The organism is Streptomyces sp. NPDC004647, from assembly GCF_040609575.1.
In the GTDB taxonomy this organism is placed as follows: Bacteria; Actinomycetota; Actinomycetes; order Streptomycetales; family Streptomycetaceae; genus Streptomyces.
In genome coordinates this window covers 1-26,720 of the sequence record NZ_JBEXKU010000012.1, presented here as the reverse complement: position 1 = coordinate 26,720, position 26,720 = coordinate 1, and the positions used below count along the sequence as shown (strand labels likewise).

General features: G+C 72.0%; 22 protein-coding genes. 13 read left to right on the top strand and 9 right to left on the bottom strand.

Going from position 1 to position 26,720, the window contains the following annotated elements; all coding sequences use genetic code 11:
- Positions 1-136: 136 nt before the first annotated feature.
- Positions 137-409, top strand: a complete 273-nt coding sequence (locus tag ABZW18_RS07640) for a hypothetical protein (RefSeq protein ID WP_356183526.1) — start codon at positions 137-139, stop codon at positions 407-409.
- Positions 410-437: 28 nt separating this feature from the next.
- Here ABZW18_RS07640 and ABZW18_RS07635 read toward each other — a convergent pair whose 3' ends face one another.
- From ABZW18_RS07635 to hmgA, 4 genes are all read right to left on the bottom strand, one after another.
- A complete protein-coding gene (locus tag ABZW18_RS07635; RefSeq protein ID WP_356183525.1) occupies positions 438-1,649 on the bottom strand; it encodes a CaiB/BaiF CoA-transferase family protein in 1,212 nt (403 codons plus the stop codon).
- 227 nt (positions 1,650-1,876) lie between these two features.
- Positions 1,877-3,166: a type ISP restriction/modification enzyme gene (locus ABZW18_RS07630; protein ID WP_356183689.1), complete on the bottom strand. Its 1,290-nt coding sequence runs from the start codon at positions 3,164-3,166 to the stop codon at positions 1,877-1,879.
- A 606-nt stretch (positions 3,167-3,772) separates the two neighbouring features.
- Complete coding sequence (locus ABZW18_RS07625; RefSeq protein ID WP_356183522.1) at positions 3,773-4,519, bottom strand: GntR family transcriptional regulator; 747 nt, start codon at positions 4,517-4,519, stop codon at positions 3,773-3,775.
- A gap of 18 nt (positions 4,520-4,537) precedes the next feature.
- Complete coding sequence (hmgA, locus tag ABZW18_RS07620; protein WP_356183519.1) at positions 4,538-5,866, bottom strand: homogentisate 1,2-dioxygenase; 1,329 nt, start codon at positions 5,864-5,866, stop codon at positions 4,538-4,540.
- Positions 5,867-6,000: 134 nt separating this feature from the next.
- Between hmgA and ABZW18_RS07615 the strand changes: the two genes are divergently transcribed.
- The 7 genes from ABZW18_RS07615 (at position 6,001) to ABZW18_RS07585 (ending at position 15,222) form a co-directional block, all read left to right on the top strand.
- Positions 6,001-6,627: a TetR/AcrR family transcriptional regulator gene (locus ABZW18_RS07615; protein ID WP_356183517.1), complete on the top strand. Its 627-nt coding sequence runs from the start codon at positions 6,001-6,003 to the stop codon at positions 6,625-6,627.
- A gap of 206 nt (positions 6,628-6,833) precedes the next feature.
- Complete coding sequence (locus tag ABZW18_RS07610) at positions 6,834-9,113, top strand: molybdopterin-dependent oxidoreductase (RefSeq protein WP_356183515.1); 2,280 nt, start codon at positions 6,834-6,836, stop codon at positions 9,111-9,113.
- A gap of 297 nt (positions 9,114-9,410) precedes the next feature.
- Entirely contained in the window at positions 9,411-10,853 is a 1,443-nt protein-coding gene (locus ABZW18_RS07605; RefSeq protein ID WP_356183512.1) for a citrate:proton symporter, read from the top strand.
- A 30-nt stretch (positions 10,854-10,883) separates the two neighbouring features.
- Positions 10,884-12,176, top strand: a complete 1,293-nt coding sequence (locus ABZW18_RS07600; RefSeq protein WP_356183686.1) for an MFS transporter — start codon at positions 10,884-10,886, stop codon at positions 12,174-12,176.
- Positions 12,173-12,304: a hypothetical protein gene (locus ABZW18_RS07595; RefSeq protein ID WP_356183509.1), complete on the top strand. Its 132-nt coding sequence runs from the start codon at positions 12,173-12,175 to the stop codon at positions 12,302-12,304. The genes ABZW18_RS07600 and ABZW18_RS07595 overlap by 4 nt, the downstream gene beginning before the upstream one ends.
- Before the next feature lie 51 nt (positions 12,305-12,355).
- On the top strand, positions 12,356-13,774 hold the full coding sequence (locus tag ABZW18_RS07590) for an aldehyde dehydrogenase family protein (protein WP_356183506.1): 1,419 nt from the start codon (positions 12,356-12,358) through the stop codon (positions 13,772-13,774).
- 368 nt (positions 13,775-14,142) lie between these two features.
- Entirely contained in the window at positions 14,143-15,222 is a 1,080-nt protein-coding gene (locus tag ABZW18_RS07585; RefSeq protein ID WP_356183503.1) for a Zn-dependent alcohol dehydrogenase, read from the top strand.
- 97 nt (positions 15,223-15,319) lie between these two features.
- Here the strand turns inward: ABZW18_RS07585 and ABZW18_RS07580 are convergent, their stop codons facing one another.
- Positions 15,320-15,958: a TetR/AcrR family transcriptional regulator gene (locus ABZW18_RS07580; protein WP_356183501.1), complete on the bottom strand. Its 639-nt coding sequence runs from the start codon at positions 15,956-15,958 to the stop codon at positions 15,320-15,322.
- 60 nt (positions 15,959-16,018) lie between these two features.
- Between ABZW18_RS07580 and ABZW18_RS07575 the strand changes: the two genes are divergently transcribed.
- Both ABZW18_RS07575 and ABZW18_RS07570 read left to right on the top strand, forming a co-directional pair.
- A complete protein-coding gene (locus ABZW18_RS07575) occupies positions 16,019-17,170 on the top strand; it encodes an acyl-CoA dehydrogenase family protein (protein WP_356183498.1) in 1,152 nt (383 codons plus the stop codon).
- A gap of 236 nt (positions 17,171-17,406) precedes the next feature.
- Complete coding sequence (locus tag ABZW18_RS07570) at positions 17,407-18,027, top strand: TetR/AcrR family transcriptional regulator (RefSeq protein ID WP_356183496.1); 621 nt, start codon at positions 17,407-17,409, stop codon at positions 18,025-18,027.
- 24 nt (positions 18,028-18,051) lie between these two features.
- Here ABZW18_RS07570 and ABZW18_RS07565 read toward each other — a convergent pair whose 3' ends face one another.
- The gene (locus ABZW18_RS07565) at positions 18,052-18,513 is read right to left on the bottom strand and encodes a MaoC family dehydratase (protein ID WP_356183493.1); all 462 of its coding nucleotides are present in this window, start codon (positions 18,511-18,513) and stop codon (positions 18,052-18,054) included.
- 138 nt (positions 18,514-18,651) lie between these two features.
- On the opposite strand from ABZW18_RS07565, the gene soxR reads away from it, so the two are divergent.
- Complete coding sequence (soxR, locus tag ABZW18_RS07560) at positions 18,652-19,113, top strand: redox-sensitive transcriptional activator SoxR (RefSeq protein WP_356183491.1); 462 nt, start codon at positions 18,652-18,654, stop codon at positions 19,111-19,113.
- Between the two features lie 87 nt (positions 19,114-19,200).
- Here the strand turns inward: soxR and ABZW18_RS07555 are convergent, their stop codons facing one another.
- Together ABZW18_RS07555 and ABZW18_RS07550 are read right to left on the bottom strand one after the other, a co-directional pair.
- The gene (locus tag ABZW18_RS07555; RefSeq protein WP_356183488.1) at positions 19,201-20,646 is read right to left on the bottom strand and encodes an amidase; all 1,446 of its coding nucleotides are present in this window, start codon (positions 20,644-20,646) and stop codon (positions 19,201-19,203) included.
- A gap of 303 nt (positions 20,647-20,949) precedes the next feature.
- Positions 20,950-21,561, bottom strand: coding sequence for a hypothetical protein (locus tag ABZW18_RS07550; protein ID WP_356183485.1), 612 nt, complete (start codon positions 21,559-21,561; stop codon positions 20,950-20,952).
- A 182-nt stretch (positions 21,562-21,743) separates the two neighbouring features.
- Between ABZW18_RS07550 and ABZW18_RS07545 the strand changes: the two genes are divergently transcribed.
- A complete protein-coding gene (locus ABZW18_RS07545; protein WP_356183482.1) occupies positions 21,744-24,590 on the top strand; it encodes a penicillin acylase family protein in 2,847 nt (948 codons plus the stop codon).
- A gap of 406 nt (positions 24,591-24,996) precedes the next feature.
- On the opposite strand, the gene ABZW18_RS07540 is transcribed toward ABZW18_RS07545, so the two are convergent.
- Positions 24,997-25,803 carry a hypothetical protein gene (locus ABZW18_RS07540; protein ID WP_356183479.1) on the bottom strand — a complete coding sequence of 269 codons (807 nt, stop codon included), beginning with the start codon at positions 25,801-25,803 and terminating at the stop codon, positions 24,997-24,999.
- Between the two features lie 97 nt (positions 25,804-25,900).
- Here ABZW18_RS07540 and ABZW18_RS07535 point away from each other — a divergent pair, with 97 nt between their 5' ends.
- Positions 25,901-26,335: a CAP domain-containing protein gene (locus tag ABZW18_RS07535; protein WP_356183476.1), complete on the top strand. Its 435-nt coding sequence runs from the start codon at positions 25,901-25,903 to the stop codon at positions 26,333-26,335.
- The last annotated feature ends 385 nt before the right edge of the window (positions 26,336-26,720 follow it).

Below are 26,720 nucleotides of genomic sequence, written 5' to 3'. Positions count from 1 at the left end.
GGCCGCCAGTTCGGGCCGCGGACGTCAACGCCCTTGCCTGGAAGGTGAATACGGGGTCGCGGATGCGTGGGTGACGCGACGGGAAGGTAGGGTTAACCTGCCCGGGCCGGGTGCCCTCGTTTGGGTGGGGAGTGTCATGGAACAGATAGCAATGCGTGGCAGGGCTCGAGTGCCTGCCATCAACTGCGGAAGCAGCGCGTCCAGTACGCGCCTCGACCGCCATCTCGCTGTGCTGGCCGGCCCCGCCGTCCCACAGCGTGAGACGGAGGAGGCCACCATGCTGATGCGCGAGATAGCTTCGCGCGACGTGCCGCGGACCGCTTCGAGCCGCGGGGCACGGGTGTCCCGGGTCTCGCTTTTCGCGCCTCTGCGACGGCTGCGCCGTTCGCTGTTCGGCAACCGCGGCTGACTTCTCCCGCTCCCGGTCCAGGCCGCTTCTAGGCGATCACACCGTCCCGGCGCAGCGCGGTGACCTGCGTGTCCGTCATCCCCAGGGCGCGCAGCAGCGCGTCGGTGTGTTCGCCGAGACCGGGCACGCCGCCCAACCTTGGCGGCTCGCTCCCGGGCAGCGTGACCGGTGGCAGCAGCGTACGCAGCGGACCCACCGGTGAGGACACCTCCTGCCATCGGTCCCTGGCCGCCAGCTGCGGATGCGCGGCCAGCTCGGCGACCGAGTTGAGCCGGGCGCAGGCGATCCCCGCCCGCTCGAGCCGCCCGATCGCCTCGTCGGCCGTCAGCACGGCCAGGGCCTCGGCCACCACCCCGTCGGTCCCGGCGCGATTTCCGGTCCGCGCCACATTGGTGGCGTAGTCCGGGTCCCGGGCCAGTTCGGGCCGCTCCAGCACCTGTTCGGCGAGCCGCCGCCACTCCCGGTCGTTCTGTACCGAGAGCAGCACCAGGGGCCCGTCCGCGGTCGGATAGGCGTCGTACGGCGAGATGACGGCGTGCGCCACCCCGGTGCGCGCCGGGGGTTCACCTCCGTACATCCCGAAGTACAGCGGATGTCCCATCCACTCGGCGAGCGCATCGAACATCGAGACCTCCACCGGCCCGCCGCGGCCCGTGACACCGCGCCTCAGCAGTGCCGCGAGCACCCCGGAGAAGGCGTACATCGCGGCGGCGATATCGGCGGCCGGGATACCCGCCTTGACCGGCTGCCCGGGCGTTCCGGTCACCGATACGAGCCCGGCCTCGCACTGCACGAGCATGTCGTACGCCCGCTTGTGGGCGTACGGACCGTCCGGACCGTAGCCGGAGACGTCGACGGCGACCAGCCGCGGATGGCGGGCACACAGCGTCGCCGCGTCGAGGCCGAGCCGGGCCGCGGCGCCCTGCGCGAGGTTCTGTACGAAGACATCGGCGTCCGCCACCAGCCGGCCGAGGACCTCCAGGCCACGGGGCTCCTTCAGATCGAGGGCGATCGACTCCTTGCCGCGGTTCGCCCAGACGAAGTGCGAGGCGAGTCCGTGCACCGTGGTGTCGTACGCGCGTGCGAAGTCGCCGCCGTCGGGCCGCTCCACCTTGATCACCCTGGCGCCCAGGTCGGCGAGCTGGCGGGTGGCGAAGGGCGCGGAGACGGCCTGTTCGATGGCGACGACGGTGATCCCGTCGAGCGGGAGGGGCTGCGGCGGTGCGGAGCTGCTGGTCATGGTCACCGGTCCTATCGCGCCGGTGACGTCCTTGTCACCTCCGCGTCCCCTGAGCACCCGCCGGCGTCCCGGCGCCGCCCGGACGCCGGCCTCCGTCGACGCCGGAAGCCGGGGTCAGCGTGGCCGGAGCCGCCTTCGCGACATGGCGGGCTGCTGCCACGACGAGCCGGGGTGGAGTCGTCCGGGTGCTGCCACGCTTCGCTTGTTGGTGGCGTTCGAACGGCGGACTAGATCAGGGCGAACTGGCCGTTCGGGCCTTCCTCGTGGTGGTCCAGTACGGAGGCCGGGCGGCGGGTCGCGGCCGCAGCGGGGAGCACCCCGGCGCGGCCGAGGTCGGCGCCCGTGAGGAGAGGTCCCTCGGCCAGGCGGGCTGCCAGCCGGTGCTGTTCCGGGCGCAGTTCGGCGAGCAGCGCCAGGACTGTGATCAGTTCGAGGAGATCCGAGGTCCACTCGCGCGGCCAGGTGGCGGGCCGGGCCGCGTCCAGTGTGCCGGGCGCCGCCGGGGCCGTACGGCGCTCGTACCAGTGCTCCAGCACGCGTACTCCGCCCGCGTGGAAGTCCCAAGCGGCGCCCGGCACCGGGGAGATGAGGCCCTCCCCGAGGCCGAGGGCCTGCTCATCGGGGTCGTAGTGCAGGGTGGCGGGCAGGGCGCGGAGGTCGGACGGGATGGCGGCCCGTACGTACGGGCGTTGGCCGCCGGGCAGCTTGGGGCGGTCACCCGGCGAGGGGGCGCAGCGGGCGCCGTGCGTGTGCAGCCACAGTATCCGGCGGCCCAGGGCGGTTCCGGCGTCCCAGAGTTCGGGGGAGAGGGGGAGCGGTACGGCGCAGCCGTCGGGGCGGCGGGTGGCCGCCGCTGCCACCCAGGCGAGGAAGTCCTGCGCCGACACCGGGCGGTCCAGGCGCCGGGAGAGTTCGTCGAGCAGGCCCGGCGACAGATTCGGTTCGCGCCCGCCGGGGCGGCGGAACAGCGGGCGGATCCGGCACGGGCGTCCCGCGGGGGACCGGCCGTCCGGCAGCAGCGCGGAGAACACCACGGCCGGGCCCGGGTCCCGCGCGATACCGGAACCACCCGAACCGCCAGAACTGCCTGAAATGTCGGAGCCGGAGAGACGGCCGGTGCCGGAGGCCGCCGGTGCCACGGTCGGCTGCGGCACGCGGCCCAGCTCGACCGCGTGGATCTGGTGCTCGTCGGCGACCCGCCACAGCTCGGGCCGTGCGGCGTCGATCAGCCGATGGTCGGGGATGAGCCACTGCAGGTCGAACGGGCCGTGCAGGACTCGGAGCGGTTCGGGGCAGGGACCGGTCTCCGCGGCGAGCGGGGCGGTGGGTGAGGTGTGGCCGGGCAGTTGGGACACGGCGGTGTGCAGCCCGCGGAAGCGCGTCGGCTGGAAGAGCGCCTCGCGTGCGGATTCGTCCGCGGCGCGTACCAGGGTGTCCCAACGGGCCCTGAGCGCGGCCGCGTCGGGCCCGAGCGGCCAGGTCCGGCCGATCCGGAGCGGCGGTACGGACCAGGGCATGAGGTCGGCGAGCAGCGGGGCGTCGTCGGCTGCCGGGGCTTCCTTCCGGGCAGCGCTCACCGGGCTGACACGCTCCGGGCGCTGAGCCTCGTCCGGGGACGGGCGGTCGCCGTGCGGCTCACGTACCCGTTCCGCCATCACGCGGTAGTCCTCCCCGGTGGCGGATGACGCCACCGCCTCGCCCGTCGTACCGGACCCGCTCCCCGCCGGCCCGCGGCGGGCACGCAGCGCCGCTGCACAGCGTCGGGGCCCGTCCTCGCATCGCCACGCATCGTACCCACGCCGCCCCGGCCGGAAGCGGCCAGCTCTCGTACGTGCGGTGGTGGCCGCTGCGGGTGGCCGGCCATCGGCAGCGGCCACCACCGCCTGAAGTGGTCAGCGTTGTGCTCTCCGGGCCGCCAGTCGGCCGCGCGCAGCGGCTGTCACCGCCTGAAGCGTCAGCGTCGTGCTCTCCCTGGGGGCCGCCGGGTGGCCACCCGAAAGTGGCCACCACCCCCTGAAGCGGTCGTACTCTCCGGTGGGGGCCGCCGGGTGGCCACGCGTAGCGGCCGTCACCGCCTGACGGTCAGCTGCTCGTGCTGCTCGTGCTGTATCGCCGGGAGGCGATCACGCGTCCAGGGTCACGGTGAAGGAGAAGCGGTCACCGCGGTAGCGGATACGGGCCACGTCCACCACGCGACCGCCGTCGTCGAAGGTCACCCCGGTGTAGTGGAGGATCGGGCTCAGCAGCGGCACGTCCAGCAGCCGGGCCGTCTCCGGATCGGCGAGCCGCGCCTCGACCGTGTCCGTGATCCGGCTGATCCGTACCCCCACCACGTCGCGCAGTACCTTGGTCATCGGCCAGCGCGCCAGATCCGCGAGATCGATCAGCTCGGCGATTTCGGGACGTACCGCGTTCTCTGCCCAGTTGGTCGGGTCGCCGCTGGTCTCGTCGCAGCGCAGCCGCCGGTACTCCGTCACCTCCTCGAGGTCCGGAAAGTGCTCGGCCAGCTCGGCGGAGACGGGCGCCGGACCGTGGCCCAGCACGGTGGCCCGTTCGCCGGACTGCTGGGCCACGATGGCGTCCACCGAGCCCAGCAGCCGTACCGGCGCGCCGCGCCGGGCCGCCGGTTCGATGAAGGTGCCGCGCCGCCGGTGCCTGCTGATCAGCCCCTCCGCCTCCAGCTCCTTGAGGGCCTGGCGCATGGTCAGCACGCTCACCCCGTAGTGCTCGGCGAGCCGGCCCTCGGTCGGCAGCCGCAGCGGCTCGTGCGGGCGACGGCCCAGTATCGAGGCGCGCAGCGACTGCGAGACCTGGTACCACAGCGGCAGCTTGCGGTTCAGGACGAGCGAGTCGGGAGCGAAGGCGGTCACGGTGGACTCCGGCACGGCCTAGGGGCGGAAATTCCGTTCCAGACCCTGCCACACGGCGTCGTAGCCGCTCTGCAGGTGGTCCGAGGAGAGGGCCTGCGCGGTAGTGGTCACCGGCCAGCGTGTCTCGAACATGAAGGCCAGCCCGTCATCGACCTTCTGCGGCTTCAGCTCGGCGGCACCCGCCTTGTCGAAGGTCTCACGGTCGGGCCCGTGCGCGGACATCATGTTGTGCAGCGAGCCACCGCCCGGCACGAAGCCCTCCGCTTTTGCGTCGTACGCGCCCTCGATCAGGCCCATGTACTCGCTCATCACATTGCGGTGGAAGTACGGGGGCCGGAAGGTGTCCTCGCCGACCAGCCAGCGCGGGGCGAAGACCACGAAGTCCACGCCGGCGAGGCCGGGGGTGTCGGACGGCGAGGTCAGCACGGTGAAGATCGACGGGTCCGGGTGGTCGAAGCTGATGCTGCCCAGCACGTTGAAGCGGCGCAGGTCGTAGACGTACGGCAGATGGTTGCCGTGCCAGGCGACGACATCCAGCGGGGAGTGGTCGTAGAGCGTCGACCAGAGGTTGCCGCAGAACTTGTTGATCACCTCGAACGGGCCGTCGCGGTCCTCGTACGCGGCGGTGGGCGCGAGGAAGTCGCGGGCGGCCGCCAGGCCGTTGGCGCCGATCGGGCCGAGGTCGGGGAGGGTGAACGGCTGCCCGTAGTTCTCGCAGACATAGCCACGCGCGGTGTCCTCCAGCAGTTCGACACGGAACCGCACCCCGCGCGGGATCAGCGCGATGTGGCCCGGCTCGGCCCGCAGCAGGCCGAACTCCGTGCGCAGCAGCAGTCCGCCCTGCTCGGGGACGATCAGCAGTTCGCCGTCGGCGTCAGAGAACACCCGGTCGGTCATGGAGGTGTTGGCGCGGTAGAGGTGGATGGCCATGCCGGTGCGCTGCCGTGCGTCACCGTTGCCGCCGACGGTCCAGAGGCCGTCGACGAAGTCGGTCGGCTGTACGGGCAGCGGCAGCGGATTCCAGCGCAGCCGGTTCGGGTCCGGGACCGTCTCCTCGAAGGGCGCGCTGCGCAGGGCGCCGTTGTCCGTCCGCGTGAAAGCCGGGTGGGCGGCCGACGGGCGGATCCGGTACAGCCAGGAGCGGCGGTTGTGGTTCCGGGGCTCGGTGAACGCGGAGCCGCTGAGCTGCTCCGCGTACAGCCCGAGGGGGGCGCGCTGGGGGGAGTTGCGGCCGGTGGGCAGGGCGCCGGGGATCGCCTCGGAGCTGTGCTCATTGCCGAAGCCGGGGGAGTGGAGCAGCCCCTCGGCCGCCTTCTTCGCCTGCTCGCTGCCACCCGTACCGACCATCGCGTGCTCCCGCCGCTCAACGATTCCTATGTCAGACCATAGGAATGACCGCGAGGGCCCGTCAACGAGGCGATGCGGAGCGGCGTCCGGTGCCCGGTCTCCTGGTCGGACGGCAGGAGCGGCATGATGGGCCCGTGCACACGCCCAGCGACCAGCAGATACCGCCGCCCCTGCGCCGTATACCCGTGCAGCAGCGCAGCGCCGAGCGGCTCGCCCGGATCCTCGACGCCTGCGCCGAAGTCCTGGACGAGACCGGCTACGAGAGCCTCAGTACCCGGGCCGTGGCCGTCCGCGCCGGGGTCCCCATCGGCTCCGTCTACCGCTTCTTCAGCAACAAGCGGGCCATGGCCGACGCGCTGGCGCACCGCAATCTCGACGTCTACATCGCGCGCGTGGACGAGCGGCTCGCCACCGCCGAGCCTCTCGAGTGGCGGTACGCCATCGATGTCGTCATCGACGTCTATCTCGCCATGAAGCGGGACATGGCGGGCTTCGCTCGGATCGACTTCTGCGTGCCCGCACCCGCCGCCGGTCTCCCCGACCATGCCAACCAGCTCGTCGCCGACCGCCTCTGTGACCTTCTCGCGGAGCGGCTCGGCCGAGCCCCCGACGCCGATCTCCGGCGCACCTTCCTCATCGCCGTCGAGGCCGCCGACGCACTTCTCCAGCTCGCCTTCCGCGCCGATCCTTCGGGCGACCCGGTGATCATCGCCGAGACCAAGGAACTGGTGCGCGCCTATCTGGCGCGCGTCCTCGACTGAGCGATCGGGGGGATCGGGGGATGGGGGATCGGGGGGATCAGGGAAAACCGGGCACCCAGTTGTATTCGGGATATCAGCGAGATCCAGGACATGACAGGTAGCGAACCCGGAAATTCCGCACCGCGGGGCTACCAACGTGCGTACCGGTCGGTATGGTCGGAGTCCGACCGCGCGCCACAGCAGCCGCCGTCCCCGGGAGGGACCTGATGAGCCGTACCGCCCTGCGTATCTGCCCGCTCTGCGAAGCCACCTGCGGCCTCACCCTGACGATCGACGGAGACCGGGTCACCAGCGCCCGCGGCGACCGCGAGGACATCTTCAGCTCCGGCTTCATCTGCCCCAAGGGCGCCGCCTTCGGCGAGCTCGACGGCGACCCGGACCGCCTCTCCCGGCCGCTCGTCCGCCGCGACGGACAGCTGGAGGAAGCGAGCTGGGAGGAGGCGTTCGACGCGGTCGCCGCCGGGCTGCGGCCGCTGATCGAGAGTTACGGCCCGGACTCCGTGGCGGTCGTCCTCGGCAACCCCACCGTGCACACGCTGGCCGGAGCGCTCTACCCGCCCCTCCTCCTCGGCGCGCTGCGCACCCGCAACCTCTATACCGCCAGCACCGTCGACCAGATGCCCAAGCACGTCTCCAGCGGTCTGCTCTTCGGCGACCCCTTCGCCATCCCGGTGCCCGACCTCGACCGCACCGACCACCTGCTGCTCATCGGCGCCAACCCGCTCGACTCCAACGGCAGCCTCTGCACCGCCCCCGACTTCCCCGGCCGCCTCAAGGCGCTGCGCCGGCGCGGTGGCACCCTCACCGTCATCGACCCGCGCCGCACCCGTACCGCCAAGCTCGCCGACCGGCATGTACCGGTACGCCCCGGTACGGACGCCCTGCTGCTGGCCGCGCTCGTCCAGGTGCTCTTCGCCGAGGACCTGGTGGACCTCGGCGTGCTCGAGGACTGCGTTGACGGGGTGGCCGAAGTCCGCTCCGTCACAGCCGACTTCACCCCGGAGGCGGTGGCGGTCCCGTGCGACGTCTCGGCCGATGAGATCAGGGAGATGGCCCGGGAGCTGGCCGCCGCCCCCACCGCGGCCGTCTACGGACGGGTCGGCAGCTCGACCGTCGAGTTCGGCACCATCGCCAACTGGCTCGTCGATGTGCTCAACACCCTCACCGGCAACCTCGACCGGCCCGGCGGCGCGATGTTCCCGCTCGCAGCCACCGCCCGCGCCCCCCGTCCCGCAGGCCCCGGCAAGGGCTTCGACCTCGGCCGCTGGCACAGCCGGGTCAGCGGTCACCCTGAGGCCAAGGGCGAGCTGCCCCTCGCCGCGCTCGCTGAGGAGATCGACACCCCGGGCGAGGCCAAGGTCCGCGCGGTGATCGCCGTCGCGGCCAACCCCGTGCTCTCCGCGCCGGACGGCGACCGGCTCGACCGGGCCCTGGCCGACGCCGAATTCATGGTCAGCGTCGACCCGTATCTGAACGAGACCTCCCGGCACGCGCACGTGGTGCTGCCCCCCACCCGCCCCTCGCAGACCCCGCACCACGACTTCGTGTTCAACAACTTCGCCGTACGCAACCAGGCCCGCTACTCACCTCCGGCCGTTCCGCTGCCGGAGGGCCGGCCCGACGAGTGCGAGATCCTGGCCCGTCTCGTGCTGTGTGTGAGCGGTATGCACGGCGCCGACCCGGAGGCCGTCGACACCCTGGCCATCGACAGTGCCCTCGGCAAGGCTGTCGCCGACCCGCACTCACCCGTGTACGGCCGCGCCCCCGAGGAGCTCGCGGCGCAGCTCACCGGCCGCACCGGCGCCGAGCGGCGGCTCGACCTCATGCTGCGCCTCGGTCCGTACGGGGACGGGTTCGGCGCCGCGGTCTCCGACACGGACGGTGACGCGGACCCCGCCGGCGACGGCGACGGCTCGGGGACGGACGGCCTGAGCCTGGAGAAGCTGCTGGCTCACCCGCACGGCATCGACCTCGGCCCGATGGCCCCGCGTATCTCGCAGGTACTCAGGACCCGCAGCGGCAAGGTCGAGCTGTGCCCGGAGCCCATCGCCGCCGATGTGACGAGGCTGCACCAGGCTCTGGCCGATCGTCCGGCGGGCCTCGTCCTCGTCGGGCGTCGTCATCTGCGCTCCAACAACAGCTGGATGCACAACGTGCCCGCGCTCGCGGGCGGCAGCAACCGCTGCACCCTCCAGGTCCACCCGCAGGACGCGGCCCGGCTCGGCCTGACCCACGGCGGGGCGGCACGGGTGAAGGGGGACGGCGGGGAGCTGGAGGTGCCGGTCGAGGTGACCGAATCCGTACGAGCCGGGGTCGTGAGCCTGCCGCACGGATGGGGCCACAACCGGCCCGGCACCCGGCTCACCGTCGCGGCGGCCGACGCCGGAGCGAATGTGAACCAGCTGCTCGACGGCAGCCTCCTCGACCCGCTCTCCGGTACCGCGGTTCTCAACGGCTTCCCGGTCCAGGTGGCGCCCGTCGGGTAACGCCCGTCGGGCAAAGCCCGCCCTGAGCGCCGCACGCAAGGGCCCGGCCCGGAAAGCGTTTGGTGCGCTCGCAGGGGCGCCTGTCGCCTTCGGCGAGTGCGCGGGAAAGGGCGGCGGGCTCAGTCGGGCTATTCCACGTGCCGATGACGTCCACCTCTGAGCCGTACCTCATTGACCTGGGATTTTGCGCTTATTGCTCATACGTCAAGGCCTTGTTGACGCGAAGTTTCGCCACCTACGGTCATCCGAACCGCCGAACCCCACGGTGGAGTGCACGGGCGACTGATAGGTATCCACATGCTGACAATCCTTGGATTTGTCATGATTGCCGCATTCCTGGCGCTGATCATGACCAAGAAAATGACCCCGATGGCGGCGCTGGTCCTGATTCCCGCGCTGTTCTGCGTCCTTGTCGGCCAAGGTGCAAAGCTCGGGGACTATGTCCTCGACGGCATCGGCGAACTGGCGCCCACGGCCGCGATGTTGATGTTCGCCATCGTGTACTTCGGCGTGATGATCGACGTCGGCCTCTTCGACCCGATCGTCCGGGTCATCCTGCGGTTCTGCAAAGCCGACCCGCTGCGCGTGGTGATCGGCACCGCCGTGCTCGCCGCGATCGTCTCGCTCGACGGTGACGGCTCCACCACCTTCATGATCACCGTCTCGGCGCTGCTGCCGCTCTACCGGCGGCTGAAGATGAGCCTCGTGGTGATGACCGGTGTCGCCGCCACCGCCAACGGCGTGATGAACACCGTGCCCTGGGGCGGTCCGACCGCCCGCGCCGCCACCGCGCTCAAGCTGGACGCCGGCGACATCTTCGTCCCGATGATCCCGGCGCTCGCCGTCGGCCTGGTCTTCGTCTTCTGCCTCGCCTACTTCCTCGGCCTGCGTGAGCGCAAGCGCCTGGGCTCGCTGACGCTCGAGCAGACGGAAGAGCCCGAGACCGAGCAGGTGCTCGTGGGTGCAGGTACCGGTACGGGCGCGGGTACCGGCGCCGGCGGCGGTACGGGCGCGGGCGACGGATCCACCTCCACGACCGGCAAAAGCACCGGTACTTCCGGATCCGGCACCGACGCGGACGACGAGCCCGAAGAGAACTCCGTGGTGCTGGACCCCCAGCGGGCCACCCTGCGCCCCAAGCTCTACTGGTTCAACGCCCTGCTGACCGCCGCACTGCTCGTCCTGCTGATCATGCAGACGCTGCCCATCCCGGTGCTGTTCCTGCTCGGTGCCGCGATCGCGCTGACCGTCAACTTCCCGCACATTCCCGACCAGAAGGCCCGTATCGCGGCCCACTCCGAGAACGTGCTCAATGTGGCCGGCATGGTCTTCGCCGCCGCCGTCTTCACCGGTGTCCTCACCGGAACCGGCATGGTCGAGGAGATGGCCCGCGCCGTCGTCGGCGCCATCCCGGACGGCATGGGCCCGCACATGGGCCTGGTGACGGGCATCCTGAGCCTCCCGTTCACCTACTTCATGTCCAACGACGGCTTCTACTTCGGCATCGTCCCGATCCTCGCCGAAGCCGGAGCCGCCCACGGCGTCGCCCCCATCGAGATCGCCCGCGCCTCGCTCGTCGGCCAGGCGCTCCACATGTCCAGCCCGCTCGTCCCCGCCGTCTACGTGCTCGTCGGCATGGCGAAGGTCGAATTCGGCGACCACACCAAGTTCACCGTCAAGTGGGCCGCACTCACCTCCCTGGTGGTGCTCGGCGCGGGCCTGCTGTTCGGAATCATCTGACGGAGAGGAGTGTCCGAACCGGTGTCGGACATCAGGCCCGGTAGGGGCTGGCTGCTGCGGCTGATCATCGCCTTCGCGTTCGCGCAAGGAGCGGTGAGCATGGCCCGGCCCGCCGTCTCCTACCGGGCCCTCGCGCTGGGCGCCGACGCCCGGGCCGTGGGCGTCATCGCGGCCGTCTACGCGCTGCTGCCGCTGTTCGCCGCCGTCCCCCTCGGCCGGCGGACCGACCACGGGCGGTGCGCCCCGCTGCTCCCGGCCGGCGTCGCGCTGATCGCGGGCGGCTGCGCCCTCAGCGGTACGGCGGGGTCGCTCGGCGCGATGGCCGCGTGGAGCGGAGTCATGGGCCTGGGCCATCTCTCCTTTGTCATCGGCGCGCAGAGCATCGTGGCCCGTCAGAGCGCGCCGGCCGAACAGGACCGCAACTTCGGCCACTTCACCATCGGCGCCTCCCTCGGCCAGCTCGCGGGTCCGATCTCCACGGGCCTGCTCGTCTCGGGACACAGCGGAGCCATGGCCCGTACCAGTGCCGTCGCGCTCCTGGCCGCCGGCGCGGCCGCCGCCTTCGCCGTCATCTCGCTCTGGCGGATCGAGCACCGCGCGGCCATGCCCAGCCGTACGACGACCGGGCATCCGGCGCGGGTGCCCGTCCACCGGATCCTCCGCACCCGGGGTGTGACCGCCGGCATCTTCACCAGCCTCGCCGTCCTCTCCGCCACCGACGTCCTCACCGCCTACCTCCCGGTCGTCGGCGAGCACCGCGGCATCGCCCCGGCGACGATCGGCCTGCTCCTCAGCCTGCGGGCCGCCGCCACCATCGCCTGCCGCCTCGTCATGACCCCGATGATCCGGCTCCTCGGCCGTACGGCCCTGCTCGCCGCCGGCTGCCTCGCGGCCGCCCTGCTCTGCGCGGGCATCGCGGCGCCCGTCCCCGCCTGGGTGCTCGGCATCCTGCTCACCGCCCTCGGCTTCTGCCTGGGGGTCGGCCAGCCGCTGTCCATGACGACGGTGGTGCAGGCCGCCCCGGAGGAGGCCCGTAGCACCGCGCTCGCGCTGCGGCTGACCGGCAATCGCCTCGGCCAGGTCGCCGCCCCCGCCGCGGCCGGCCTGCTGGCGGGGGCCGCCGGCGCGGCAGCGCCGTTCGTCATGCTGGCAGGTCTGCTGCTCGCCTCGGCCGTCACTGCCGCCCGCCCTGCCGCGGGCCCCGGCCTCGTAGCACTCGGAAGCCGGCGGTGCGAGAATTCCACGACCGGCTCGCCGACCGATACCGCCTCCTCCACTTCCAGGGGGGCGGGGACGGGGATGGGCACGGGGAAGCGGGTGTGATCCGCCGTGCGACCTCGTGGGCGGGAAGCCGGGACCGGGCGACCGGCTCCGACAAGGAGGCCGGACTCGACGCACCCCTCGGCCCGCGGCGCGGACCCGCTCTGGTGTCCAAAAACTACCACCGCTAGTTTGGGGGTCGTGACGGAGCAGTCGCGAACGAGCTCATTCCAGGAGGTGCGATGAAGGCCCACGACGGGATGTACATCGACGGGGGCTGGCGGCCGTCCGCCGGCACGGACACGATCGAGGTGGTGAACCCGGCCGACGAGCAGGTCATCGGAGTCGTCCCGGCCGGCACCGCGGAGGACGTGGACGCCGCCGTACGAGCGGCCCGCGCCGCCTTCCCCGGCTGGGCCGCCACCCCGCCCGCCGAGCGCGCGGCCCGTCTCACCGCGCTGCGCGACGCGCTCGCCGACCGCCGCGACGAGATCGCTGTCACGGTCACCGCGGAGTTGGGGGCACCGCTCGGCTTCGCCCAGGCCGTGCACGCCGATCTGCCGATCGCGGTCGCGGGTTCGTACGCCGTGCTCGCCGCCTCCCACGCCTTCGAGGAGAAGGTCGGCAACTCCACCGTGCTGCACGAGCCGGTTGGGGTCGTCGGCGCGATCACCCCCTGGAACTACCCGCTCCACCAGATCGTCGCCAAGGTCGGGCCCGCGCTCGCCGCGGGCTGCACCGTCGTCCTCAAGCCCGCCGAGGACACACCGCTGGTCGCCCAGCTGTTCGCGGAAGCCGTGCACGAGGCGGGCCTGCCGGCCGGGGTGTTCAACCTCGTCACCGGCCTCGGTCCGGTCGCCGGGCAGGCCCTGGCCGGGCACGAAGACGTGGACCTGGTCTCCTTCACCGGCTCCACGGCCGTCGGCAAGCGGATCGGCGCCACGGCCGGCGCGGCGGTCAAGCGGGTCGCCCTCGAACTCGGCGGGAAGTCCGCCAATGTCATCCTCCCGAGCGCGGACCTGGCCCGGGCGGTCAAGGTCGGGGTCGCCAACGTCTTCTCCAACTCCGGGCAGACGTGCAGCGCCTGGACCCGGATGCTGGTGGACGCGGCGCGCTACGACGAGGCGGTGGAGCTGGCCGCGGAGGCGGCCGCGAAGTACGTGCCCGGTGATCCGCACGACGGCGTCAGCCGCCTCGGCCCGGTCGTCAACGCCAAGCAGCGCGACCGCGTGCGCGGCTACATCGAGCGCGGCGCGGCGGAGGGCGCCCGTATCGTCGTCGGCGGCCCCGATGTCCCGGAGGGCCGCGAGAGCGGCTACTACGTCCGCCCGACCGTCTTCGCCGACGTCACCCCCGAGATGACCATCGCCCAGGAGGAGATCTTCGGCCCGGTCATCGTGATCCTGAAGTACGAGGACGAGGAGGACGCCCTGCGCATCGCCAACGGCACGGTGTACGGACTCGCGGGAGCGGTCTGGTCGGACGACGAGGACGAGGCCGTCGCCTTCGCCCGCCGGCTCGACACCGGCCAGGTCGACATCAACGGCGGCCGCTTCAACCCGCTCGCGCCCTTCGGCGGCTACAAGCAGTCCGGCGTGGGCCGTGAGTTGGGCGCGCATGGCCTGGCCGAATATCTCCAGACCAAGTCGCTGCAGTTCTGACCCGGCGGCTGTGCCGGGACCGGGGCCGGAACCGGTCCCGGCCGCCCGCCGGTTCGAGTCGTCGTACGCACGGCGGGCACCGGTCGTCCGGCACCGGCCGCCGAGCCACCCCGGTACGGCGGCCCCGTCCCTGCGCCCGCCCCGTTCCCGCCCCGTCCCCGTTCCCGCCCGGCCTACGACGCCGATCCGTCCGAGCGGCCCGTCCGGTACGGCCGGTCCCGCCGCGTCATTGGGGGCGTTTTCCCCGGCACGGCCCGTCCGCCGCGGGCCGGTCGGTGCCAGGGCGGGCCGACACCGCGAACCGCCCTGCCGAACCGCCCCGCCAAGCACCGCCCCCCGAAGCCGCCCCGACTACTTTCGGAGAAACCGTGATCCGTGCCGCCGTACTGCCCGCCGTCGGTGCTCCGCTGGAGCTGACCGAGATCGATCTGCCCCGGCCCGGCCCCGGCCAGGTGCGCGTACGGCTCGCCGCAGCCGGGGTGTGCCACTCCGATCTGTCCCTCGCGAACGGCACGCTGCGCCAGCCTGTCCCCGCCGTCCTCGGCCACGAGGGCGCGGGCACCGTCACCGCGGTCGGCGAGGATGTCGCCGGTGTGTCCCCCGGCGACGCGGTCGTCATCAACTGGGCGCCTGCGTGCGGGAGCTGCCACTACTGCGGCCTGGGCGAGCCCTGGCTGTGCGCCAACGCCATGGCGGGCGCGGGCGCACCGTACGCCCGTACCGCCGACGGCCGGGAGCTGTACCCCGGCCTGAGCAGCGCCGTCTTCGCGGAGGAGACCGTCGTGCCGATGCGGGCCGTGCTGCCGCTGCCGGCCGGGGTGCCGCTCACGGACGCCGCCCTGCTCGGCTGTGCCGTCCTCACCGGCTACGGCGCGATCCACCACTCGGCGAAGGTGCGCGGCGGCGAGTCCGTGGCGGTCTTCGGCATCGGCGGTGTCGGCCTCGCCGTGATCCAGGCGGCCCGTATCGCCGGAGCCGGTGCCGTGGTGGCCGTCGACGTCTCCCCCGGGAAGGAGGAGTTGGCCCGCGCCGCGGGTGCCACCGACTTCCTGGTCGCGGCCGACGGCACCGCGAAGCGTATCCGCAAGCTCACCGGCGGGCACGGCGCGGACGTCGCGGTCGAGTGCGTGGGCCGTGCGGAGACGATCCGCGCCGCCTGGGACTCCACACGTCGCGGCGGCCGTACCACTGTCGTCGGCATCGGCGGCAAGGACGAACTGGTCTCCTTCTCCGCCCTGGAGATCTTCCACTTCGGCCGTACGCTCTCGGGCTGCGTCTACGGCAACTGCGACCCGGCGCGGGATCTCCCGGTCCTCGCCGAGCACATACGTGAGGCCCGGCTCGACCTCGGCGCCATGGTCACCGACCGGATCGGCCTCGACGGCATCCCGGCCGCCTTCGACGCCATGCTCGCGGGCCGCGGAGGCCGCGCGCTGGTGGTCTTCTAGAGCCTGTCGGCGGCGCTCCGGGGCTCCTTCGTGCGGGTCCCGGGGGCCGCCATCGTGCGGCACGTACGGCGTCCGTTCGGCAGCCCCCGGGCGGACCTCAGGCCGGCCGCAGCCGCTCGTACTGCAGCGCCAGCCCGTCCACCAGCGCCGTGAGGCCTGTTTCGAATGCGCCCTCGTCGACCTGCTGCTGATGCTCGGCCAGCAGGTGGGCCTGGCCGAGGTGGGGGTAGTCCTCCGGGTCGTACGCCGTCGCGTCGTCGACGAAGCCGCGGGCGAACGAGCCGAGCGCCGAGCCCGCGACGAAGTAGCGCATCAGCGCGCCGATCCGGGTGGCCTGGGCGTGCGGCCAGCCGGCGTCGACCATCGCGCCGAACACGGCGTCCGCCATCCGCAGCCCGGTCGGGCGGCGGCCGGGGCCCCGGGCGAGGAAGGGCACGATGTTGGGGTGCGCGGTGAGCGCCGCCCGGTAGGAGCGCCCCCACTCCAGAAGTGCGGCCCGCCACTCGGTGCCACCGTCGAACATCGACAGATCGACCTGGCCGACGACCTTGTCCGCGACCGCGTCCAGGATCTCGTCCTTGACCTTGAAGTGGTTGTAGAGCGAAGGCCCGCTCACGCCGAGCTCGGCCGCCAGCCGACGGGTCGACACCGCGTCCAGGCCCTCCGCGTCGACCAACGCGAGGGCCGTCGCGACGATGCGGTCACGGCTGAGCAGGGGCTTGCGGGGTCGCGCCATGCGGCACATAGTAGAGCCCAAGAAACTAGCACTGCTAATTTAGTGGATGAAAGGTGCGCCGTGAACCTTGAGCTCACCGAGGAGCAGACCGCCGTCCGCCGCCTCGCCAGGGAATTCACCGACCGCGAGATCACCCCGAACGTCGTGGAGTGGGACCGGGCGGAGAGCGTCGACCGAGGCATCGTGAAGCAGCTGGGGGAGCTGGGCTTCCTGGGGCTCACGATCCCCGAGGAGTACGGCGGCTCCGGTGGCGACCACCTCGCGTACGCCCTGGTCACCGAGGAGCTGGGGCGGGGAGACTCCGCGGTCCGCGGCATCCTGTCCGTATCGCTCGGCCTGGTCGCCAAGTCGATCGCCGCGTGGGGGAGCGAGGAGCAGAAGCAGGCGTGGCTCCCGGGGCTCTGCTCCGGCGAGGCCGTCGGCTGCTTCGGCCTCACCGAGCCCGGCACCGGCTCCGACGCCGCGAACCTCACCACGCGGGCGGTCCGCGACGGCGACGCCTATGTGATCGACGGCAGCAAGATGTTCATCACCAACGGCACGTGGGCGGATGTCGTGCTGCTCTTCGCCCGTACCGGCAGCGCACCCGGCCATCAGGGCATCAGCGCCTTCCTCGTCCCCACCGGCACCGCGGGCCTCACCCGTCGCGAGATCCACGGCAAGCTCGGGCTGCGCGGTCAGGCCACCGCCGAGCTGGTCCTCGACGGCGTCCGGGTCCCCGCCTCCGCCATGATCGCCCCCGAGGGCAAGGGCTTCTCCGTCGCCATGTCGGCGCTCGCCAAGGGCCGGATGTCGGTCGCGGCGGGCTGTGTCGGCATAGCGCAGGCCTGTCTGGACGCGGCCGTGGGGTACGCCGGCGAGCGCGAGCAGTTCGGCCGGCCGATCGCCCACCACCAGCTCGTCCAGGAGCTGATCGCCGACATCGCGGTGGACGTCGACGCCGCCCGGATGCTGACCTGGCGGGTCGCCGACCACATCGAGCGCGGGCTGCCGTTCGCGACCGAGTCCTCCGTCGCCAAGCTGTACGCGAGCGAGGCCGCGGTGCGCTGCGCCAACAATGCCCTCCAGGTCTTCGGCGGCTACGGCTACATCGACGAGTACCCCGCGGGCAAGCTGCTGCGGGACGCCCGGGTGATGACCCTCTACGAAGGCACCAGCCAGATCCAGAAGCTGCTCATCGGGCGTGCGCTGACCGGCGTCTCCGCCTTCTGAACGGCTGGCCCTCCCGTCCGCCGCGCTCCCTGCCCAGCCGGCCCCGTCCGCGCCCTCCCGCCCCCGCGCCCGGGGTCCGTCCGGCCGATCGCGCCGGTCCCGTCCGCCGCCGCCCTGGCCCGCCCCTGTCCGGCCCGATCGACCGGACGGCCCTAAGCGCTTGCTCAGCTTCGAGGTATGGTGTTCGTCCCGTCGGCGGAGAGTCCGCGAGCCGGGAGAACGGGACGTGGTTGGCGATGGGCACCGAGGTGCAGCAGACCGAGCAGTGGGCCGAGATCGCCCCTGACGCGGCCAGGCGGCTGGTGGTCGCAGCCGTCCAGGCCTTCGCCGAGCGCGGCTATCACGCGACCACCACCCGCGACATCGCGGGCCGCGCCGGCATGAGCCCGGCCGCCCTCTACATCCACTACAAGACCAAGGAAGAGCTGCTCTTCCAGATCAGCAGCGTCGGCCACCGTCTCTCGCTCGGTATCCTCCAGGAGGCCGCGGCGGGCGAGGGAACCCCGGCCGAGCGGCTCGCGACGGCCGTACGCTCCTTCGTCCGCTGGCACGCCCAGCGCCACACCACCGCGCGCGTGGTCCAGTACGAGCTGGGGGCGCTCGGCGAGGAGCACTACGCGGAGATCGTCGCGCTGCGCCGTGAGGTCGACCGCACGGTGCGGTCGATCATCCAGGACGGTGTGGCGACGGGCGACTTCGACGTCCCCGACATCCCGGGGACCACACTCGCCGTGCTGTCGCTCTGCATCGACGTGGCCCGCTGGTTCACCGCGGACGGCCGGCGTACGCCCGACGAGGTCGGCGAGCTGTATGCCGACCTCGTCCTGCGCATGGTCACCGCCCCCCGGCAGCCGTAGAAGCCGTAGCGCCCGTGGCAGCCGTCAGAGGTAGAAGCGGCTGAGCGTCTCCGCGACACAGACCGGCTTCTCGCCGCCCTCGCGCTCGATCGTGACGACCGTCGCCAGCTGGACTCCACCCGACACCTCGGTCACCTCGGCGATCGTCGCCGTCGCCCGCAGCCGCGAGCCGACCGGCACGGGTGAGGGGAAACGGACCTTGTTCGCCCCGTAGTTGATGCTCATCTGTACGCCCTCGACCCGCATCAGCTGCGGCACGAGCGCCGGCAGCAGCGACAGCGTGAGATAGCCGTGGGCGATCGTGGAACCGAACGGTCCGGCCGCGGCCTTCTCCGGGTCCAGATGAATCCATTGGTGGTCGCCTGTCGCGTCCGCGAACAGATCGATCCGCTTCTGGTCGATCTCCAGCCAGTCACTGGTGCCCAGCTGCTCACCGACCGCGGACCGCAGCTCGTCGAGCGATGCGAAGACCCGGGGTTCCGCCATCTCCATACCTCCACTGACCATCCGTACTCCGACGTACTAAGCAGTTGCTCAGCATGGTTGGACGTGGCCTCGCTGTCAATGTCCGCCGCTGATCACTGCCGCCGCGGAAGCCCTCGGGGCGACGTAGGCTTCTGATTCGTGCCCCAGATTCCCACCCGTGTTCATGAGCTCACCGTCGGCCAGCTGTCCGCCCGCAGCGGCGCAGCCGTGTCCGCGCTGCACTTCTACGAGTCCAAGGGGCTGATCAGGAGTCGCAGAACCACGGGCAACCAGCGCCGCTACGACCGTGACGCGCTACGCCGGGTCGCGTTCGTCCGGGCCGCCCAGCGCGTCGGCATTCCGCTCGCCACCATCCGGGACGCGCTCGCCGAGCTCCCCGATGAGCGCACCCCCAACCGTGAGGACTGGGCCCGGCTCTCGGACGCGTGGCGCGGGGAGCTGGACCAGCGGATCCAGCAGCTGGGCAGGCTGCGCGACCACCTCACCGACTGCATCGGCTGCGGCTGTCTGTCGCTCGACACGTGCGTGCTGTCCAATCCGGACGACCGGAGCGGTGAGCTGGGGAGCGGCTCGGCGCTGCTCGTCGACCGCAAGCGCTGATTTCCGCCCGCAAGCCGCTCGCCCCCGCGCCCCTACGCCCCGCGTTGAGGGGCCGTTCCCTCGGAACAGCCCCTCACCGGAGACCGGTCACCATACGGCCGGCCGTCGCCCGGACCACGGACGCGCCTCCTCCAGCTCGGCGGAGAGCGAGATCAGCGTCGTCTCCGCGCCGTACCGGCCGCCGAGCATGACCCCGATCGGCAGCCCGCCGTCCGTCCAGTGCAGTGGCAGGCTCACGGCGGGCTGGCCGGTGGCGTTGTACAGCGGGGTGAAGGGGGTGAAGGCGGCCAGGGCCGCGAACTCGGCCTCTGGGTCGGCGTCATTGCGCAGGCTCCCGACCGGAGCGGGGGGCTGGGCCAGCGTCGGGGTGAGGATCACGTCGTAGCCCGCCCCGGGAGTCAGCAGCGCGTCCTCGATCATCTGGCCGAGCGCCCGGAACGCGTACATCGCATCGGCGAACTCCTGCCCCGAGACCCGGGTCCCGCGTTCGCGCAGATGGCGGGTGAGCGGCAGCAGGAGACCCTCGGCGCCGGGCGGCACCGGGCGGGCCAGGGACATCACGTCCCAGACCGCCGAGAACGAGCGCCGTATCGAATCGTCCGCCGGAAGCTCCAACTCGTCCACGTGGTGGCCGAGTTCGCGCAGCAGGTCCGCCGCGTCCGCCGCCGCGGCCCGGCAGTCCGGGTGCAGCTCCACGCCGGGAACGGGCGGAGCGAGGAGCGAGACCACCCGCAGCCGGTCCACCGGGCGCCGCCGGGCGTGGTCGAGGAACGTCTCGCCCGGGGGCAGCGTCGGGGCGCCGTACGGATCCCCCGGCATGGTCCCGGCGAGCACGTCCAGCAGCGCGGCCGCATCCGCGACCGTCCGGGCGATGGGGCCGGACGTGCTCAGTCCGCTGATGTCGTGCAGCACAGGGCCCGCGCTGACCCTGCCCCGGCTCGGCTTGATGCCGTACAGCCCGCACACCGAGGACGGGATGCGGATCGAGCCGCCCCCGTCGCTGCCGTGCGCCAGCGGCGCGAGACCGCCCGCCACCGCGGCCGCGGCGCCGCCGCTCGACCCGCCGGCCGACCGGTCCAGGTCCCAGGGGGTGCGGGCCGGGGGAGCGATCCGGCTCTCGGTGTAGCAGGGGAGCCCGAACTCGGGGGTGTTGGTCTTGCCGAGCATCACGGTGCCCGCGGCGCGCAGCTTGCCGACCACATGGTCGTCGACATCCGGTATGTGGTCCACGAACGCCTCGGAACCGAAGGTGCAGCGCACTCCCGCCACGAGGATGAGGTCCTTCACCGGCACGGGCACGCCGTGCAGCGGCGACAGCCCTCTGCCGTCGCGCCGGGCCTGAGCGGCCTCGCTCTCCGCTTCGGCGGCCTGCTTGCGGGCCATCGCGGGCGTGAGCGTGATGAACGCGCCCAGGGTCTCGTCCAGTTGGTCGATGCGTCCCAGATAGTGCTCGGTGAGTTCCACCGGCGAGAGCGTCCCCTGCCGGATCGCTTCCGCCTGCTCCAGCGCTGTCAGATCGTGCAGCTCGGCCATGCCCGTCCGTCCTCTCGGGAGGTGGGCTGGAATCCTCGCACTACTCCATGGTAACGACCAGCCCCACTGGTCACCTGCGGGAACGGGGGCCGCGGCCCGCCTTCGGACGACTCCAACCGGGCTCGGACAACCGGCCTGGGACAACCGGCCTGGGACAACCGGCCTGGGACAACCGGCCTGGGACAACCGGCCTGGGACAACGGGCCGGGTCAACCGGTCCCCCGGGCATCAGGTCGGGGGAGTTGAGGGCTGTGGGGGCTGTGGGGACTGTGGGGGCAGTCGCTCCCGGACGCTCCCCGGGGATCAGGGCGCCAGTACGAGCGTCCCGGGGCGGGGTCTCTGTGCCTCCACCAGCGCCTCGGCCGTCAGTACGGGCTGCGGCACGACGATGCCGCATCTCGTGCAGACCGGCCCGGAGCTCGGGTGGTGGTCGAGGCCCCGGCGCCAGACGATCCGGTCGTCCGAGCAGACCGGGCAGCCGGCGCCCGGCTCCGACTCCAGGGCGGCGATGAGGCGGTGCAGCACCTCCGGCAGGAATCCGGACGGATGCACCCGCGGGTCGTCGCACCAGGCGATGCCGCAGCCGCCCCAGGTGCAGCGGTGCCAGTCGTCGAGGGCGCTCGGCTTACGGATGCCGTCGAGCTTCTCGCGCTTCCGCCGCGCCGCGAACTCCACGTCGTACGCGAGCCACACGGCTCGCGCCTCCTCCAGCTCGGCCAGTGCGGCGACAAGCCGCCCCGGATCGGGTTGCCGGTCCTCGGCGCCGATCCCGACCCGGGAGCACAGATGGTGCCAGGTCGCGCGGTGTCCGTACGGGGCGAATTTCTCCAGGCACTTGCGCAGAGCGGTGCGCCGCTGCCGGGTCTCGATCCGGGGGTCGCGCACATGCTCCGCGAGACTTCTGAATCCGGCCATCCCTTGCCACCTCCGTCGCTCGTACTTCGGCGATAAGAGTGAGACGAACGGCGGAGCGATTTGGATCCCTCGAACACCTGAGCCCAAAGGCGTGGTGATGCGGAAAAGGTGACGGCTGTTCATCTTCCAGCCATGTCGTACCGGCGGTAACCTCCGGCCCACCGTCTTCGGGAGGAGCAGGAATGCGACGGCGTACCCCACGCCCCACCGTCCGCAGATCCATACGCCCACGAAGCCCGCTTGCCGCCGCGGCCCTGCTCGCGCTGTGTGCGGGGCTTCTCGCCGTTCCGCAGGCCGCCGGCGCCGGGAAGAGCGAGAGCGAGGCCGGCGCCGACCTCTGCGGGAACCAGTGCGCCGACATTCTGCCGCCCGGCCAGAACGGCAATGCCACCCTCGCCGAGATCCTCGCCCACCGCGTCCTCGGTACCCGGCCCGCCCACAGCTCCGACCAGCTCGGCCGGTACGACGACCTCGTCGACGGCCATTCCTCCCTCACCGACGAGAAGTTGACCGAATTCTTCAACGACTCCTCCTTCGGCGTGCCCGAGAACCAGGTCGAATCGGTCACCCGGCCACGCTCCGATGTGACCATCACCCGTGACCGCAGGACCGGCGTGCCGCACATCCAGGGCACCACCCGCGAGGGCACCGAGTTCGGCGCCGGATACGCCGCCGCGCAGGACCGGCTCTGGATCATGGACCTGTTCCGGCACATCGGCCGCGGAGAGCTGACCCCCTTCGCGGGTGGCGCGGCGGCCAACCAGGGCCTGGAGCAGGATTTCTGGCGCCAGGCCCCGTACACCGAGCAGGACCTCCAGGGCCAGATCGACCGGATCATCGCGACCGGGGGAGAGCGCGGCAAGCAGGCCATGGCCGACGCGCAGGCGTACATCGACGGCATCAACGCCTACCGGGAGAAGTCGAAGAACGGACGCTACTTCCCCGGTGAGTACGTACTCACCGGCCACATCGACGCGGTCACCAACGCCGGTGAGATCGCGCCGTTCCGGCTCACCGACCTGATCGCGCTCGCCTCCGTCGTCGGAGGGCTCTTCGGCAACGGCGGCGGCGGTGAAGTGCAGTCCGCGCTCTCGCTGCTCGCCGCGCAGCAGAAGTACGGCCTCACCGAGGGCACCGAGGTGTGGGAGTCCTTCCGGCAGCGCAACGACCCCGAGGCCGTGCTGACCGTCCACGACCGCAGCTTCCCCTACGCGGGCAAACCCGCGAAGGCACGCGGCTCCGCCATGCCCGATCCGGGCTCGGTCACCCCCGAGCCGCTGGTGTACGACCGCGAGGGCGCGGCCGCGCAGCAGGGGAAGACCCCGGTGAAGGACCCGGTGAAGGCCCCGCGGAAGCTCAGGCCGCTCCAGGGCATGTACGACAAGGGGGTGCTGCCCGGGGATCTGTTCTCCCGGAAGCGCGGGATGTCCAACGCCCTGCTCGTCTCCGGCAAGCGCACCGCCGGCGGCAACCCGGTCGCCGTCTTCGGCCCGCAGACCGGCTACTTCGCCCCGCAACTGCTGATGCTCCAGGAGCTCCAGGGCCCGGGCATCAGCGCCCGTGGCGCGTCCTTCGCGGGCATCGGTCTGTACGTCCAGCTGGGGCGCGGCCAGGACTACGCCTGGAGCGCGACCTCCGCGGGCCAGGACATCACCGACACGTACGCGGTCGAACTCTGCTCCCCGGACGGCTCGGCGCCCACCGAGGACGCCACCCACTACCGCCGCGACGGCCGCTGCGAGCCGATGGACAAGCTGGAGCGCCGCAACGCCTGGAAGCCGTCCCTGGCCGACTCCACGGCCGCCGGCTCGTACCGGATGCAGGTGTACCGCACGGCGTACGGGACGGTGACGCACCGCGCGACCGTCCGCGGCAAGCCCGTCGTGTACACCTCGCTGCGCTCCACCTACCGCCACGAGGCCGACTCGATCATCGGCTTCCAGATGCTGAACGACCCCGGTTACGTGCGCGACGCGGAGTCCTTCCAGCGTGCGGCCCAGCACATCGGCTACGCCTTCAACTGGTTCTACGCCGACTCCCGGCAGACCGCGTACTACAACAGCGGGCTGAACCCCGTACGGGCCGAAGGAGTCGACCCGTCCCTGCCCATCAGCGCCGAAAAGGCGTACGAATGGCGGGACTTCGACCCAGCGGCCAACACAGCTGCGTACACCCCGCCCGCACAGCATCCGCACTCCGTCGACCAGGACTACTACATCTCCTGGAACAACAAGCAGGCACGCGACTACACCTCAGCGGGTGCCGGCAACGGCTCCGTGCACCGCGGAGATCTGCTGGACGACCGGGTGGCGAAGCTCGTCGCCGAGGGCGGAGTGACACGGGCCTCGCTCACCCGTGCCATGGGCGACGCCGCCCTCGCCGATCTGCGCGGCGAGGCCGTACTGCCGGAACTGCTGAAGGTGCTGCGCAGCGAGCCCGTCACCGACCCTGGGCTCGCCACCGCAGTCGAGCAGCTGGAGTCCTGGCTCGCGGCGGGCGCGCAGCGACGCGAGAGCACCCCCGGCTCGCGCACCTACACACACCCCGATGCCGTACGCCTCATGGACGCCTGGTGGCCCCTTCTGGTCGAGGCCGAGTTCAAACCCGGACTCGGCGGCGAACTCTACGACGCGCTGCGCACCGGACTCGGCATCGACGAGTCCCCCTCCGCGGGCCATGGCCCCACCGGCTCGCACGCGGGCTCCGCCTTCCAGTTCGGCTGGTGGAGCTATGTCGACAAGGACCTGCGACAGGTCCTCGGGCAGCCGGTGAAGGGGAAGCTCGCGAGGACCTACTGCGGCAATGGGGACCTCTCCGCCTGCCGTGACACGCTCCTCACGGCACTGAAGCAGGCGGCGGGGAAGAGCGCCGCCGAGATCTATCCGGGTGACGCCGACTGCAAGGCCGGCGACCAGTGGTGCGCCGACGCGATCGTCCACCGGCCCGTCGGCGGGCTCACCCACGACACCGTCCACTGGCAGAACCGGCCGACCTACCAGCAGGTGGTGGAGTTCCCCCGGCACCGCTGACGAGCCATCGGCCGCGGCCAATCCGTGCACTGACGCACCGTCGGCCGCCCGGGTTCCTACGGGCGGCCGATGCTCGGACGACGTATCCGCCATGGCACACGGCCGTTGACGCGACCGCTCGACCGAGAGGGAGGATGGCCGAAGCCGCCCGGGCGGCGGAAGTCTGACGGAGTGAAATTATCTGATCTGATGCCCCATCTGCTCTCTCGCCGAGTCAGCCGGGAACGGCCCACGGGTATGGATGCGTCATGATCACCCAAACCAGAGGACGGCGGTCCCGCCGCGTCCTCCGACGCCATCCGAACCGGAACGGCAGAACGCAGCTGCGGCTCATCGTGCCCGCCGCCGTCATCCTGGCGGCGACCTGGGGCATCCCCGCCGCAGCGTGGGCCCGCCCGGTACCGCCTCAAACCCATACCGAAAGGGGCACCGTTGGGGCCCCGGCGCAATCCACGCCCGAGCGGCAGGCGGACCGGCCCCCGGGGGAGGAGCCTTCCGCACCGCAGGAGAGCCGTACGGATGCGGAGCAGCCGTCTGAGGGGACGTCCGAGCCCTCCGCAGAGCCCTCCGCAGAGCCCTCCACCCAGCCGTCCATGGAGCCGTCCACCGCGCCGTCGGCCGACCAGCCTGCCGGGCCGTCAGCTGCCGACCGTCCTGCCGACTCGGCAGACCAGCCTGCCGGCCCGTCCGCGGAGCCCTCTACGGTTCCGTCCGCTGAGCCGTCCTCCGCGCCGCCCGCCGAGCCGCCGACCGCCGAGCAGGCGCCCGAAGCGCCCGCCGAGCAGGCGGCTGAGCCGTCCTCCCGGCCTTCCGCCGAGCCGTCGTCCGCGGCGAAGCCCTCACAAGCGCCTTCAGGACCGGTTGCTGACGCTCCGTCCTCCCGGCCTTCCGCCGAGCCGTCGTCCGCGGCGAAGCCCTCACAAGCGCCTTCAGGACCGGTTGCTGACGCTCCGTCCTCCCAGCCTTCCGCCGAACCGTCCTCCGCCGCGCCGTCGGCTGAGCCGTCGTCCGCGCCGCAGTCCCCTGAGACGACCCCGTCGCCGTCGGTGCAGCCCTCGACCCTGCCGTCGTTCGATCCGCCTGCGTCTGCGAAGCCGTCTTCCCAGCCGTCCGCCGGGCCGTCCGCCGGGCCGTCCGCCGGGCCGTCCGCCGGGCCCTCCGCCCAGCCGTCCGCCGGGCCGTCTTCCCAGCCGTCCGCCAAGCCTGCCGACAAGCCGTCGGCCAAACCCGCGGACAAGCCCTCGGCCAAGCCGTCGGCCAAGCCTGCCGACAAGCCGTCCGCCGGCCCCGCCGCCCAGTCGCCTGCGGGGATGTCTCCCGAGCAGGCCACTGCCACCGCGGAGGTGGTCAAGCTGGTCAACAAGGAGCGGGCCGCGGCCGGTTGCCAGTCGCTGCGGGTGAGCCCCGCGCTGTCCCTCGCCGCCCAGCGGTACGCCGACGTCATGGCCAAAGGCGGCGGCCTGTCCCACACCGGCCCCGATGGTTCGCAGCCCAGCACCCGAGCCGCACGGGTGGGTTACCAGAAGTGGGTCAACCTCGGCGAGAACATCGCCCGCGGCTACCCGACCGCCGCAGACGTGATGCAGGCCCTGATGCGCAGCCCGGGGCACCGGGCGAACATTCTGGACTGCCGGTTCAAGGAGATCGGTGTCGGAGTAAACTTCGGCAGCCCCGACGGGCCGTGGTGGGCGCAGTACTTCGGAACCCGGGACAACGCCGCGTCAGCGCGTCGTCCCGCGCAATGACCCGGACGGGCCGGACGGGCCGGGCGCAGCAGCCCTGCCGCTCCCGCCCCGGTTGCCGCTGACCCACTGGTTCGTACGCTCCCGATACTCCGATACTCCGATACTCCGATGCCCCGACGACGCGAGCCCGAGGCTCCTCCGCGCAGTACCGAGCCTGCGGAACCGGACACCGCATCGGGACGGCCTGTCCGGTCGACCACCTGTGGAACGCACTCTGTCCCGGAGAACCGGCGTCCGCGGCTCGATGTCGAACGGATTGCCACCACGCCGGCCGGGGGGGGAGCCTCGCCCTACCGCCCGCCGCCCCCCCCGCCCCCCCACCAACCCAACCTCCACGAAAACGCCGTAAAACCCAACACAAACCCAAAATACAGGTTAGCCGAGA